15 protein-coding genes are annotated in these 12,925 nt (G+C 64.6%); 8 read left to right on the top strand and 7 right to left on the bottom strand.

Going from position 1 to position 12,925, the window contains the following annotated elements:
• Positions 1-4: 4 nt before the first annotated feature.
• Positions 5-1,177, top strand: a complete 1,173-nt coding sequence (locus CKW40_RS24970) for an MFS transporter (protein ID WP_095202497.1) — start codon at positions 5-7, stop codon at positions 1,175-1,177.
• 76 nt (positions 1,178-1,253) lie between these two features.
• Entirely contained in the window at positions 1,254-1,868 is a 615-nt protein-coding gene (locus CKW40_RS24965; protein WP_095202496.1) for a LysE family translocator, read from the top strand.
• Positions 1,869-1,890: 22 nt separating this feature from the next.
• Here the strand turns inward: CKW40_RS24965 and CKW40_RS24960 are convergent, their stop codons facing one another.
• Complete coding sequence (locus CKW40_RS24960) at positions 1,891-2,202, bottom strand: transcriptional regulator (protein ID WP_095202495.1); 312 nt, start codon at positions 2,200-2,202, stop codon at positions 1,891-1,893.
• A 599-nt stretch (positions 2,203-2,801) separates the two neighbouring features.
• Here CKW40_RS24960 and CKW40_RS24955 point away from each other — a divergent pair.
• The 6 genes from CKW40_RS24955 (at position 2,802) to CKW40_RS24935 (ending at position 6,615) form a co-directional block, all read left to right on the top strand.
• Complete coding sequence (locus tag CKW40_RS24955; RefSeq protein WP_179298101.1) at positions 2,802-3,152, top strand: hypothetical protein; 351 nt, start codon at positions 2,802-2,804, stop codon at positions 3,150-3,152.
• Positions 3,153-3,575: 423 nt separating this feature from the next.
• On the top strand, positions 3,576-4,172 hold the full coding sequence (locus CKW40_RS24950; protein WP_095202571.1) for a glutathione S-transferase family protein: 597 nt from the start codon (positions 3,576-3,578) through the stop codon (positions 4,170-4,172).
• A 129-nt stretch (positions 4,173-4,301) separates the two neighbouring features.
• A complete protein-coding gene (locus tag CKW40_RS24945) occupies positions 4,302-4,685 on the top strand; it encodes a TfoX/Sxy family protein (protein ID WP_244571277.1) in 384 nt (127 codons plus the stop codon).
• A 130-nt stretch (positions 4,686-4,815) separates the two neighbouring features.
• Positions 4,816-4,932 (top strand): GFA family protein, encoded by a 117-nt coding sequence (locus CKW40_RS45975; protein WP_439331005.1) that lies wholly within the window; start codon positions 4,816-4,818, stop codon positions 4,930-4,932.
• Between the two features lie 14 nt (positions 4,933-4,946).
• Positions 4,947-5,234, top strand: coding sequence for a GFA family protein (locus CKW40_RS24940; protein ID WP_244571276.1), 288 nt, complete (start codon positions 4,947-4,949; stop codon positions 5,232-5,234).
• 109 nt (positions 5,235-5,343) lie between these two features.
• Positions 5,344-6,615, top strand: a complete 1,272-nt coding sequence (locus CKW40_RS24935) for an ROK family protein (RefSeq protein ID WP_095202492.1) — start codon at positions 5,344-5,346, stop codon at positions 6,613-6,615.
• 13 nt (positions 6,616-6,628) lie between these two features.
• Here the strand turns inward: CKW40_RS24935 and CKW40_RS24930 are convergent, their stop codons facing one another.
• The 6 genes from CKW40_RS24930 to CKW40_RS24905 form a co-directional block, all read right to left on the bottom strand.
• Entirely contained in the window at positions 6,629-8,104 is a 1,476-nt protein-coding gene (locus CKW40_RS24930) for an amidase (protein WP_095202570.1), read from the bottom strand.
• Between the two features lie 14 nt (positions 8,105-8,118).
• Positions 8,119-9,078 carry a cyclase family protein gene (locus CKW40_RS24925; protein WP_095202491.1) on the bottom strand — a complete coding sequence of 320 codons (960 nt, stop codon included), beginning with the start codon at positions 9,076-9,078 and terminating at the stop codon, positions 8,119-8,121.
• Complete coding sequence (locus CKW40_RS24920; protein ID WP_095202490.1) at positions 9,075-9,863, bottom strand: ATP-binding cassette domain-containing protein; 789 nt, start codon at positions 9,861-9,863, stop codon at positions 9,075-9,077. The genes CKW40_RS24925 and CKW40_RS24920 overlap by 4 nt, the downstream gene beginning before the upstream one ends.
• Before the next feature lie 3 nt (positions 9,864-9,866).
• Positions 9,867-10,928 carry an ABC transporter permease gene (locus CKW40_RS24915; protein ID WP_244571275.1) on the bottom strand — a complete coding sequence of 354 codons (1,062 nt, stop codon included), beginning with the start codon at positions 10,926-10,928 and terminating at the stop codon, positions 9,867-9,869.
• A gap of 54 nt (positions 10,929-10,982) precedes the next feature.
• Positions 10,983-11,912, bottom strand: coding sequence for a sugar ABC transporter substrate-binding protein (locus tag CKW40_RS24910; RefSeq protein WP_095202488.1), 930 nt, complete (start codon positions 11,910-11,912; stop codon positions 10,983-10,985).
• A 266-nt stretch (positions 11,913-12,178) separates the two neighbouring features.
• Positions 12,179-12,835, bottom strand: coding sequence for an outer membrane protein (locus tag CKW40_RS24905; RefSeq protein WP_095202487.1), 657 nt, complete (start codon positions 12,833-12,835; stop codon positions 12,179-12,181).
• Positions 12,836-12,925: the final 90 nt, after the last annotated feature.

The following is a 12,925-nucleotide window of genomic DNA, read 5'->3' as shown; positions in this document are numbered from 1 at the left end:
GACAATGTATGCGCCTGCCGGCACGCACAGCACTGCCATCGACAATGGCCTGCTTGCCATACTCGCTGTTGCCGCGGGCCTGACCGTCGCCAACAATTACTACAACCAGACGATGCTCGGCCTGCTGGCGCATCAGTTCGCTCTGTCCGCCGGCACGGTCTCGGCGCTTCCCGTCGTGACGCAGCTGGGCAACGTCGTCGGCATCCTGTTTCTGGCGCCCCTCGGCGACCGGATCGAGCGGCGTTCCCTCATCCTGGCGACGACGGCGGCACTGGTCGTCGCTCTTGCCGGTGCCGCACTGGCGCACAGCTTTCCCTGGCTGGTCGTCGCCGGCATCGGCATTGGTCTGTTCGCCACGGTCACGCAGCAGATCGTGCCGCTCGCCTTGCACCTGGCGGCACCGCATGAGCGCGGCCGTGTGCTTGGCATCGTCACCGGCGGCATTCTCGTCGGCATCCTGCTTGCCCGCACCGTCAGCGGTTTCATCTCGGACATTTGGGGATGGCAGGCCGTCTTCTCGGCCGCCGCCGCATTGATGCTTGCCACCTGTGCCGCGCTCGCATGGCGTCTGCCGCGCGTCGAGCCGGTCACCGATCTAAGTTATGGCAGGTTGCTCGGCTCGCTGTGGACACTGCTGCGCACGCACCGCATCCTGCGGCAGGCGATCGTCGTGCAGGCGCTGATCTTCGCGGCCTTCATCGGCTTCTGGTCGACGCTCGCTCTCGCCTTCGACGCCGCTCCCTATCATTTCGGCGCCACGGCTGTTGGCCTGATGGCGCTGGTCGGTGTTGCCGGTGCGCTTGCGGCTCCGCTCGCCGGCCGCTTCGCTGACCGGCGCGGACCTCATGTGATCGTCTCGATCGGCGCCGGCCTGGTGGTTGCCGCCTTCGCCATCCTTGGCCTGTTCGAGGGATCGCTGGCGGCGATGATCGTCGCTGTGCTGATCCTTGATCTCGGCGTGCAGTCGTCGCAGGTCGCCAACCAGGCGCGCATCCATGCTCTCGATCCGACCGCGCGTAGCCGCCTGAACACCATCTTCATGGCGACGATGATTCTCGGTGGCGCCTTCGGCTCGGGTCTCGCGGGACTTGCCTATTCGGCGTGGGGCTGGAGCGGCACCTGCCTGTTCGGCGCGGTATCCGCCGCGGCTGCACTGCTGGTGTCACGAAGGCCCTGAACTTTCGGGCTATCGCCGGCAGGCAAATCGGTTAACCCTCTCACCCGAGAGCAACGCATCACTTTCGGGAGCCTCCATGGATCTTGCCACCATCCTTGCCTTCGCGGCCGCCTTCTTCGTCTTCGCCGCCAGCCCTGGCCCCGACAACATGACCATCGTCGCCCGCACGATCTCCAGCGGTGCGGCGTCGGGCGTCGCCTACGGCGCCGGCACCGTGGTCGGCATCCTCATCTTCCTGACGCTCGCTGCCTTCGGCCTGTCGATCATCGCCGCCAAGATGGCAATCGTCATGACGGTGCTTCGTTATGGCGGAGCGGCCTATCTGATCTGGATGGGTATCAGGCTGTGGACGGCCGTGCCCGTTGTGCCGGAGCTGCAGCCCGTCTCCGGGCGGCGCGGGCTGCTGACGATCTTCGCCACCGGCGTCGCGCTCAACCTCGGCAATCCGAAAATGCCGTTATTCTATGTGGCGCTGTTGCCCAACGTCGTCGGAGCCTCGCTCACATCAGCCCATCTCGGCATCCTGGTCGCGGTGATCCTGGCCGTCGAGATCGTGGTGATCGGCGGGCATGTCGTTCTCGCCGGCCGCGCCCGCAATCTGTTGCGCACGCCCAGGATCGTGCGACGGGTCAACCGCGCGGCGGGCGGCGTGATGATTGGCGCCGGCGTTGCCGTGGTCGCCACGCGTTGAGGGAAAGCGCTCAATCGCAGTGCTATTTCCTGCGTCGCGCCGGCTCGGCCTGATCGATGATCTTGCGAAGAAAGGCGATGTGGCCGCGAAAGGCCCGCCGCCCAATCGTCGTTGCCTTGATCCGGGTCTGCGGCCGTCGCCCGACGAAGAGCTTTTCAACATCGACATAGCCCGCTCTGGCCAGCGTATCGATGTGCGCTCCGAGATTTCCATCGGTAGCTTCGATCATGGCCTTCAACTGGCTGAACTCCAGTGCCTCACGTCTTTCCAGCGTGTTCAGGATGGCCATGATCCTGAGCCGTATGCTCTGATGGATGATCTCGTCAGCGCTCACCGATGGGCTCCAATGCGGCAAAGCCTTGGGCCGTCGCCATGGGGCTCGGCAACCTCGGCAGCGGTAGCTCCTGTGCAGAATACTCTGCTACACAGAGTATTCTGTCAACTTGTCAGCAGTTGACCGAAGCATGCTTGACAAGGTGATCATCAGATTGGTCGTCGCATCGCGCTCGTGATCCGCATGGGTCGTTCGCTTGCAAAAGATGATCGCCTCGATGAGGCGGCAGGTCATGATATTCGCGGCCGAAGATCATGCGTGAAGCTACTCGCTAATCTTCGCAGCGTCATGATGGCTTCGCATCGAGAATGCCGGTGTGAAATTGCTGGCGGTATCAGAAGATCAACAGCGGATTTTTGCGATGATCAGTGCGATCGTGTGTCGATCTCAACGAAAATTTAAGCTGAGAAAATCATACCATTGCTTCGCTGGCTAGCGAGCCGCGAGTCAGATATGCATTGCGCGCCGGGGTCATTCACGGCCATCGGCATAACGTGAAGGGGCATGACATGGCTAAGCAGTCATCTAAAGCGCCGGCATCCAAGGCACCGGCAAAGAAAGCACCCGCAAAAGCAGTCGCGGCGAAGGCCGCAACAGCAGTGAAGAAAGCAGCGCCTGCGAAGGCAGCGGCGAAAGCAGCACCGGCCAAGAAGCCGGCAGCGGCCAAGGCTGTGGCGAAGCCCGCAGTGAAGAAGGCAGCGCCCGCCAAGGCAGCGGCAAAGCCCGCCGCTAAGGCAGCACCGGCGAAGAAGCCTGCAGCCAAGGCGGCGGCAAAACCCGCGGCCAAGAAAGCAGCGCCTGCCAAGGCTGCGGCAAAGCCCGCCGCTAAGGCAGCGGCAAAGCCGGCTGTCAAAGCAGCAGCGGCCGCGACAAAGCCTGCGGTGAAGAAAGCCGCCGCGCCGAAGGCCAAGGCAGCGCCTGCGAAGGCGAAGGCTCCGGCCAAGAAGTAGACCGGTCGTTGGGGCGTCGCGTGTCCTTCGGGGCTCGGCAAGGACGCTCTGACGCACTGGATCGAAAACAAGTCGGCGGCGGGTTCAGCCCTGAGGGCTGAACATCGGGATGGGACCGAGGGGCAAGCAAAGCGAGGCGGCGACTGGCTGCCTCGCTTGCCCTTTGGATTGTCTCCTTGCCTAGGTTGGCGAAGGCCCCGGCGCAATGCCTGGGGTTGGTGCGATACGGATGCAGGTTTGAAATCCCGTCAGCCTGCGGTTGTCGCTCGCTCGTATTTTCCAGCGTACCAGTCTGTCGGCTTGTCCGTGATGTCTGGAGCGGAAACCGCAACCGGTTTCTGGCTGCTGTTTTTCTGCGCTCTGGCGGTTGATCGCAAGCGTCTGTCCAGTCAACACTGGACGCCTGCAAACAGGAAACCGATCATGCCGAAGCTGCTCTACGCCTCCACCTCTCCTTACAGCTCGAAGGTAAGGATGGCCGCGGCCTATGCCGGGATCGCGATGGATCTGGTGCCGGTCAAGACAGAGGACAAACCGGCCGAGCTGATCGGCGCCAATCCGCTCGGCAAAATCCCGGTGCTGGTGCTCGATGATGGTCGGTCGATTCACGACAGCCGCGCCATTACCCAGCACCTCAACCGGATTTCGAAGAACGCCTTGTTCCCGCGCAATCCCGACAAGCGGCTGGAAGCAGAAGTGCTGGAGGCGCTGGCAGACGGCATCTGCGATTGTGCGCTGTCGATGGTCTATGAGCGCCGCACGCGGCCTGAGGAGATAGTCTATCAGCCCTGGCTCGACCGGCAATGGGCGAAGATCACCGCGGCACTGGACCTACTCAACGCCAACCCGCCAAAGCTGCCGAAGAAGATCACCGCCGGTCAGATGGCGTTGCGTGCCTGCCTCGGCTATCTCGCGCTGCGTTTCGCCGGCAAATGGGAAAAGGGCCGTGGCCGGTTGACTCGCTGGGCGGCGCGTTTCGACGAAAAATTCCCGGAGCTGAAGCCGGCGGTGCCGGCGTGAGGTAGCGCGTTGGTCTTCAACGTTGGCGATTGGCGAAGGCCAGCGTGACAGCTCGCACCTCACTCTCCACCTTGAACCGCCGCCTGCTTCCGTGCTTGCCTGTAACCACGCAATCGCGGAGTGGTGAGCATGGCAAAGTCAGTCATCAAAACCAGTGCGGCCTCCGATCCCATGGTCGAGCGTCTGCGCGCCGCCCTTGGTGAGCGCGCCTTCACCGAACAGAAGATGTTCGGCGGCACCTGCTTCATGCTCAACGGCAACATGCTGATCGGAACCTCGAAACGCGGGCTGCTGGTCCGCGTCGGCAAGGCCGCGCATGCGGAGGCGGCCCTGCGTCCCCATGCGCGACCGATGGAGATGGGTGGGCGTTCGATGGAAGGCTACGTCCGTGTCGCGCCGGAAGGCACCGCGACCGATGCCGACCTTCGCGGCTGGCTCGATCTCGCGCTGGCCTTTGTCGGTACGCTTCCAGCAAAATCGAAATCCGCCAAGGTCGCAAATAAACGCGCCTGAGCGGCTGGCTCAGCGCATTTTATGCATGCCGCCCTGAAGCGCGTCGCATAAATCTCTTTCGACGCGACGCGCTTCACGCGTCGCACGAGTGAATTTGGGCGGGTTGGGCGCATGGCGAGGGGAGGATGCGATGGTCCTTACGGGAAACTGTATGTGCGGGGCGGTTGGCTGGACCTACTCCGGAGACACCACGCGCAATCTGGTCTGTCACTGCGTTGACTGCCGGCGCGCCACGTCCTCCCCCTGACGGCCTTCCTTGGGATGAGGCGGGAGCACGTGAACTGGACCGGTGATATCGTGCACTATGAGAGCAGCCCCGGGACGTTCCGCGGATTTTGCCCGACTTGCGGCACAAGGCTCTATTTCCGCTCTGGGAGATGGCCTTCGGAGGTTCACGTCCACGCCGCGACGATGACCGATCCGGGCGAATACCAACCAGACGCGCAAGTCTTCATTGGCTCGCGGATGAAATGGCTCGACCGGCTGCGGTCGCTTCCCGCCCATCAGGGTTTTCAGCAAGCTCCGGACGATTCTGCCGATACGCCCTGAGGGCGGAGCCTGCACGGTCCAGTTTGTTGCCGTCTCGCACAAAGTTCTCGAAACCGGCAAACTCCTGGGCTAGAAAGGTTTTTGAGAGTGGCGGCGCGAAAACCCAGCGATGAATATTACCGACGACGACAGCCCGAACGGCGCCCGCAACGCAGCGTTCGCGCCGCCCGGCGATGGTGCCGGCACGGAAAGGGCAGGGCGCCCGCGCAAGGCGCTGCTCTCGTCCTCCATGGTCGGCTCGACCAATCGCGGCCGCGTGCTGCAGGCGCTGTTTGATCTCGGCCCCACCAGCCGCGCCGAACTCGCGCGCATGGCTGGCGTCAACCGCACGACGATTTCAGGCATCGTGCAGCCGCTGATCGACGACGAGGTGCTGGTCGAGAGCGATCCCATGCCCGCCAATCCCGGTGGTGGCAAGCCGGCGCGGCCGCTGTGGTTCTCGCCGAAAGCCCGTCCCATCTGCGGCGTGCTTTTGATGCCGGACGCGGTGCACGCCTGCGTGGCGACGCTCGACGGCAAGATCGAATCGGAACGCAAGATGGCGCTGCCGGATGGCAGGGGGCAGGTCGCACCGATCATCGAGACGATTGCCGAATGTGTCGGCGACACACTTGCCAAGGCACGGCGCAAGCCCTTTGGCATCGGGGTCGCCGTCGGCGGCATGGTCGACACCGATCGCGGCTCGATCGTCACCGTCAATCTGGCCCCGGCGCTCGACCGCTATCCGCTGGCCGACGATCTCGGCCGGCGCTTCGGCCTGCCGGTCAAGCTCGATCATCATCCGCGCGCCCTGCTGGTCGGTGACCGCTGGTTCGGCGCCGGCCGTGGCGTCAGACAATTCGCGGTCGTCTACACCGGCGAAGTGCTGGGCGGCGCGCTCTATTTCGATGGCCATCTCCATCGCGGCACGTCCGGGGCGGGTGGCGAGCTCGGCCACACTTTCGTGCAGCTCGACGGCGAACTCTGCCGCTGCGGCCGGCGCGGCTGCTGGGACACCATCGCCACGCTGAGCTGGCTGCGGCGCGAGGCCACCAATGCGGACCTGCCCGAACCCGAACTGATCGACTCGGCCCGTCTTGTCGACATGGCCGATCGCCGCGTGCCGGGTGCTGAAAAGCTGCTCGACCGCTATGCCCGCAACGTGGCGGTCGGCATCGCTAATCTGCAGCAGACGGTGGCGCCCAACATCTTCATCCTGCATGGCGACGTCGTGCTCGGCGGCGATCGTCTGCTCGGCGCGATCGCCGATCATGTCCGCGCCATGGTACCCTCGCGCCCGGGCGGCGCGATCGAATTCATCGCCGGCGATGCGGGCGATGGCGCCGCATTGCTCGGTGCCGCCGGCCTGGTGATTTCCGAGCTGCTGCAGCTGCCGATTTAGGAGGTCCTCCGCTCTATCCAGCAAGCCCTGGATAAGTCTGGAACCATGGCCTGATGCGCTCGAAGCGCGCCGCCATGTTGAGCACGCTTTCGTCGGCGTGGCGTCGCCCGATGATCTGCAGGCCGACCGGCAGGCCCTGCGCGGTCAGGCCGGCTGGAACCGAGATTGCCGGATGGCCGGTGTAGTTGATCGGGTAGGTCATGCACCAGCCGATCAGCGGATCGACCGCCTCGCCATTGATCGAGGTCGGTCCGATCGTGTTACCGTCGGTGGCATTCTTCACCGGCGGAATGGCAAGCGTCGGCGACACGATCAGATCGTGGCTCGCAAACACATCCTCGAGCCCGTCATGCACGCCGGTGCGCAGGAGATCGTCGAGCGCATGGTCGACGGCGGACACCTTGTAGGCGTCCTTCAGCATGGTGAGGAATTGCGGGGTGAGCACGCCGGCATGCTCGCCCATCAGGTCGATGCCTTCCTGCTTCCAGTAGACCGCGATTGCCGCGTAGTGGATCGAGATCGTACGCACCCAAAGTGCTGCGAGGTCCTTGTGGTCGGCCCTGAAATCGACTTCGATCTCGTCGACAGCAATACCGTTGTCGCGCATGGCCTCGACCGCGTCGGCGACCACGGTCGCGACCTCAGGATCGACCGGGAAATTGCCGAGGCGCGGGCTGTAGGCGACGCGCTGCGGCCGGAACGGTCCAGTCGCCGCGCCGACATAGTCGACACCATCGTCCGGCAGGCTGAGCGGGTCGCGGCTGTGCGGACCGGCCATCACCTTGGTCATCAGCGCGGCGTCGCCGACAGTGCGCGCCAGCGGCCCGATATGGACAAGCGGATGCGCCCACAGGAAACCGTCGGGACGCGTCACCGAAGGGATACGGCCGAAGGAGGGCTTGAAGCCGACAGTGCCGCTGAACGAGGCGGGGATGCGCACCGAGCCGCCGCCATCGGTGCCTTGCGCCAGTGCCGCCATGCCGTCCGCGACCGCGGCGGCACTGCCGCCCGACGAGCCGCCGGAATTGTAGCCGATCGCGAACGGCGTGCTGGTCGGTCCGAAACGCGGATTGTCGGTGATACCCTTGTGGCCGAACTCCGGTGTGTTGGTCTTGCCCAGCACGATGGCGCCGGCGGCAAGCAGCCGCTCGACAGCCGCGGCACTGGTTTGCGGCACCCTGTTTTTCACGGCGCGCGACGCCATCGATGTCGGCACGTCGGCGACATCGTCAAGATCCTTGATGCCGACCGGAACGCCATGCAGCGGGCCGAGCGGAACACCGGCCATCACTTGCTTTTCGGCGACGCGCGCTGCGTCCATCGCTTCGTCGCCGAGGACCAGCGTATAGGCGTTGATGACGGGGTTTCGCGCTTCGATGCGGCGCATATAAGCCTCGGTTACCTCGACCGGCGACAGGTCGCGGCGCCGGATGCGTTGCGCCAGTTCGGCAGCCGGCAGGAAACAGAGTTCGTTGTCCGCAGAAGTCATGGAAGCCATTCCGTCTATTTGATGAAAACCGGATTTGCCGAACCGCCCGTGCCCTTGCTCACCTTGGTGGGGCTGGCGCAGTAAAAGCCTTCGTAGCGCCGGTCCGCCGCGCAATCGGCGGCGAGCCGGTCGAGCGCGGCCATCTCGGTGAAGACGACGCCGAGATTGCGCATCAGCGCCGCATGCAGCACCAGCATCAGGCCGGTTTCGGGATCGTAGGTGGTTTCGTTGGCCAGCGTGTCGGTGACCAGGCAAGGCACCTGCATGGCGTCGAACCAGCGCACGAGGTCCATGCTGAAGGTCAGGCCGGGCTCCCAATAATTGTCCCCGACCGATTGCTGCCCGGCAGCCAGCGCGCCGACCCAGCCGGTGCGGACGAGCAGGATGCTGCGCGGCCGGATCTCGACGCCTTGCGCCCGCGCGCAGTCCATCAAATCGTGGTGGGTGAAGGTCTCGGCGCGATCGAGCACCGGCTTGCCGCGAAAGCGCGCGATGTCGAGGAGCACGCCATGTCCGACAATGCCGCGCTCGGCGATCGGCATGATGCCGGCCTTGGTCATGCCGCCATTGGTGCTCGACGCCGGAAAGCCGTTCCACAGCGTGTCGTCGAACCACATATGGCCGAGTGCGTCGCAATGTGTGCCGGCCTGGGCGAAGCCGGTGACATAATCGTCGGCGAATTCGAGCCCGCCGGGCAGGGGATGCCAATGGCCGTTTTCGAACCCGGCCTTGTCGGCGACCATGAAATGCTTGGCTGGCCAGCGGCCGGGGAACACCGCGTCGCCTTCGTGGCTGGCGATCGGTACGCCAAGCGTGAAGGTGCGACCGTCCCGCACCGTCGCCAGTCCGCGCTTGACCTCTTCGGCGGTGAGATAGTTGAGCGCGCCGATCTCGTCGTCGGCGCCCCAATGGCCCCAGCGGTTGGGTGCGTCCGCGAGCAGCCGGTGCAGCGTCATGGCGTCGGTCGCGCTCATGCGCCGGCCTCCATGTCCGCGGCAGTCATCGCCTCCTTGGCGCCGGTTATATAGGCGACGACCTCTTCCATGTTGGTGGCGGAACTTGAGAGATCGGCGGCCTTGCGGCCCCTGCGCATCACCACCACCCGGTTGCAGACCTGCCAGAGGTGATCAAGATTGTGGGTGACCATGACAATGGTCAGTCCCTTGGCGCCCAGCCGTTTGATCAGCTCGAGCACCTCGCGCGATTCGCGCACGCCGAGTGCCGCCGTCGGTTCATCGAGCAGCAAGAGCTTATGGCCCCAGAAGGCACCGCGTGCGATCGCCACCAGCTGGCGCTGGCCGCCCGACATGCGCTCGACCGTCTTTGTGCGCACGCCGGGAATGTCGATATGCAATTCGTCGAGCCCCTTGATCGCGGTGTCGCCCATAGACTTCCGGCGGATCCAGCGCAGCAGCGCCGGGCCGCGGCCATGCGCCAGCTCGCGCCCGAGGAAGAAATTCTCGGCCGCGGTGAAAGTGCCGATCAGCGACAGGTCCTGGTAGACCGTCTCGATGCCGAGGCGCTGCGCCTCGGCCGGCGGCGCCAGTTTTCGCGCCTGGCCTTCGAGGATGACCTCGCCGGAAGTCGGGTCATGCGCGCCGGCCAGGATCTTGATCAGCGTCGACTTGCCGGCGCCATTGTCGCCGACCAGGCCGATAATGTCGCCCCTGGCGATGTCGAGCGAGACCGTGTCGAGCGCCTGGATGCCGCCGAAGCTTCGGCAGATGCGGCGCAGGCTGAGCAGTGTGTCCCGCGCCATGGCCTAGCCCCTCGCGAAGCGGCGGCCGATGCCGCCGAGCGCCACGGCGACGACGAGCAAGGTGCCGGTGAAAAGGAACTGGGTGAAGATCGGCGCGCCGATCATGGCCAGGCCATTGTTGCCGACGGCGACCGTCAGCACGCCGATCAGCGTGCCGAGAATGTGGAACTGGCCTTCACGCAGCGCCGCCGAACCGAGGAAGGCGGCGGAAAACGAGGTCAGCATGAAACTGTCGCCGGCCGTCACCTGGCCCGAGCCCAGATTGGAGGCCATCAGCACGCCGCCAATGGCCGCGCATGTGCTGGCGATGGCGAAGGCGACGATGCGGCTGCGGTCGACGGCGACGCCGGCACGGCGGGCCGATTCCGGACTGACTCCGATCGCCTTGATGTGCTGGCCCTGCACCGTGCGGTTGAGGATCACCCACAGGAGCGCCAGCACGACAGCCATGATGATGACGAGATGTGGCACGCCGGCAATCCTGCCGATGGCGATCCTGGTGAATTCGCGTGATTGGGTGAGCTGCAACGGAATGCCGCCGGAATAGGCGTAGTTCAGCCCGACGACGATGGTGCCGGTGCCGAGCGTGGCGATGAAGGCGTTGACGCCGATCTTGGAGACGACGAGGCCGTTGACAACGCCGATGATCGTGCCGAGCGCGATGACGAGGAGGATGGCCAGCGGGATCGACAGACCGCTGCTCAATAGCCCGACCGCGAGCAGCCCGCAGAAGCTCGCGACATAGCCGATGCTGAGATCGAAATCGCCGGCCACGAGTGGCACGGTGAGGCCCGCCGCGACGATGGTGCCGATCGCCATGTCGTTGATGATGTTGCGGAAATTACCGATCGTGGCGAAAGTTCCTGGTTGCAGCACCGAGAAGATCGCCAGCATCAGCGCCAGCACGATGATGGTTCCGTAGGTGCCGAGCAGGCGCATCAGAAGCGCCCGCCGGTCGTGCGTGCCGGGCGGGAGAGACCCGGCCTGCGCGACCGGCAAGGCGCCCTCCGCCGGAGCGGCGGTTTCAGGCAAGGGGTGATCAGCGGGCATGACAGCTCTGTTCATGATGGAACTCCGGCGAGGCCGGGCGTGCCCGGCCGCACCGTCAATCTGCAGGACTTACTGCGGATTGTCCTTCATGAACTGGTCGACATTGTCCTTGGTGACCAGCGTGTAGCCCGGCACGAAGGATTTCGGCTGCCACTTGTCGCCGGCCGCGAGGATGTCGGGAATCTGGTCGACCAGCATCTTGCCGGCGGACGTCAGGTCGACGCCGAGCGTCGCGGTCATGGTCCCGTCCTTGACCGCCTGGACGGCGGGCGCCGTGGCGTTGAACGAATAGACCTTCACATCGCTGCGGCCGTTCTGCTTCAGCGCCGCGATCGCGCCCATGGCGTTGTCGTCATAGCAGTTGAAGATCGCGAAAGGCCCCTTGGCGTTGGCATTGGCGGCAAGCCAGGCGCTGGTTGCGGCCTGCGAGGATTCGGCCGCACCTGGAATGCTGATCTCGTGCGACGTTGCCTTCAGTCCGGGATTGGCCTTCACCGCGGCATCGAAGGCGTCGGCCCGCTCGCGGCATGGAATGCCGGGGTGATAGGTGAGGTCGAGCACGGTGCCGGCACTGTCGATGTCCTTCAGCATAAGATCGATAAGCGGCGGGGCCGCGCCGGTGCTGGCCGAAAGCGCGATGCCGTCGGCCATGCCGCCGCCGGCGGAAAGCACAGGGATGTTGGCATCGGCCGCGGCTTGCAGCCCGGCGGCGAGGCCGGTCGAATCGAACACGGTGACGATGATGGCGTTCACCTTCTTGGTCGCCAGCTGCTTGATCGAGGTGATCGCCTGCGAAGGATCGCCATTGGCGTTGAGCGTTTCCACCGTCCAGCCCTTGGACTGGGCCTCCTTGCTCATCGTGTCGACCATCTGGTTGGTGTCGACGTCGGAGGTCGAGAAGGTGACGATGCCGATCGTCAACTTGTCGTCGGCATGTGCTGCCGGCTCGAAAGATGCCGCGACGAGCGCCGCGGTCGACAGTTTCTGGAAGCGGTTCACGTTGCAAATCCCCTTTTTGACCGAGTGTCCCCGCTCGCATCCGACCCACGCCTGGCCCTTATGTCGGGGCCTGTTTGCGGGGTCGCCACAGGTACATCTGTTTGTTCGTGCGAGCCACGTACTAACTATAGGCACAAGCAGGGAAGGGGCGCAACGGCTATTTTGCGGGCTTCTCCTCTTCCGCAGGGGGAGGCTGGCGGGAGGAGTACAGTCAATAAAAAAGCCGGGCGCGAGGCCCGGCTTTTTCGTGTCGTGGCTTGAACGACTTAGAACTTCATACCGACGCCGAAGGTGACGCGGTTGTCGGTGGCTTTGACCTTGCCGATACCGTCGAAGCTCTTCGAGCCGAAGTCGGTGTAGCGATACTCGACACGACCGAACACATTGTCGGTCAGCTTGATGTCGGTGCCGACGCCGGCGGTCCAGCCGAGCATGGTGGCGCGGTCGCTGGCACCGAGGACGGTGTCTTCCACCTTCAGGCTTCTGCCGGCGAGACCGCCGGTGCCATAGAGCAGGATTTCGGGGGTCACAGCGTAGCCGAGACGGGCACGCAGCGAGCCTTCGAAGCCGGCCTTGGAGTTGATGCCGTTATCGTCACCCTTGACGCCGTTGTAGCCGAGTTCGGCTTCACCGCCGTACACGAAGTTCTCCTGCTGCCACTGATAGCCGCCGAAGACACTGCCGATGAAACCCTTGGTGTCGGTCGAATCGCCGAAATCCTTCTCCTTGGTACGGCCGCTGAAGCCGTAACCAACATTCAGACCGGCGTAGGGGCCGGCCCAGGATGCGACGGGCAGTTCGGCAACCGGTGCGGGTGCCGGCGGCTCTTCCTGGACGACGTCTGCGGCATAGGCAGTACCACCGAGGGCGAAGAGCCCGAGCGCAACGGCCAACGGCCGTGCGAATTTGAGATTGGCTTGCATTGTTCTTTACTCCTTAAGCCACAGGACACAGGCTTGTTTCTCACGATCGCCATCAACCCGTCCGGGGGGTGAAACGGATCTGGCGTTCGT

Source organism: Mesorhizobium carmichaelinearum, assembly GCF_900199455.1.
In the GTDB taxonomy this organism is placed as follows: domain Bacteria; phylum Pseudomonadota; class Alphaproteobacteria; order Rhizobiales; family Rhizobiaceae; genus Mesorhizobium; species Mesorhizobium carmichaelinearum.
Note: the sequence above shows the minus strand (reverse complement) of the source record. Positions and strands in the feature narration are given on the sequence as shown.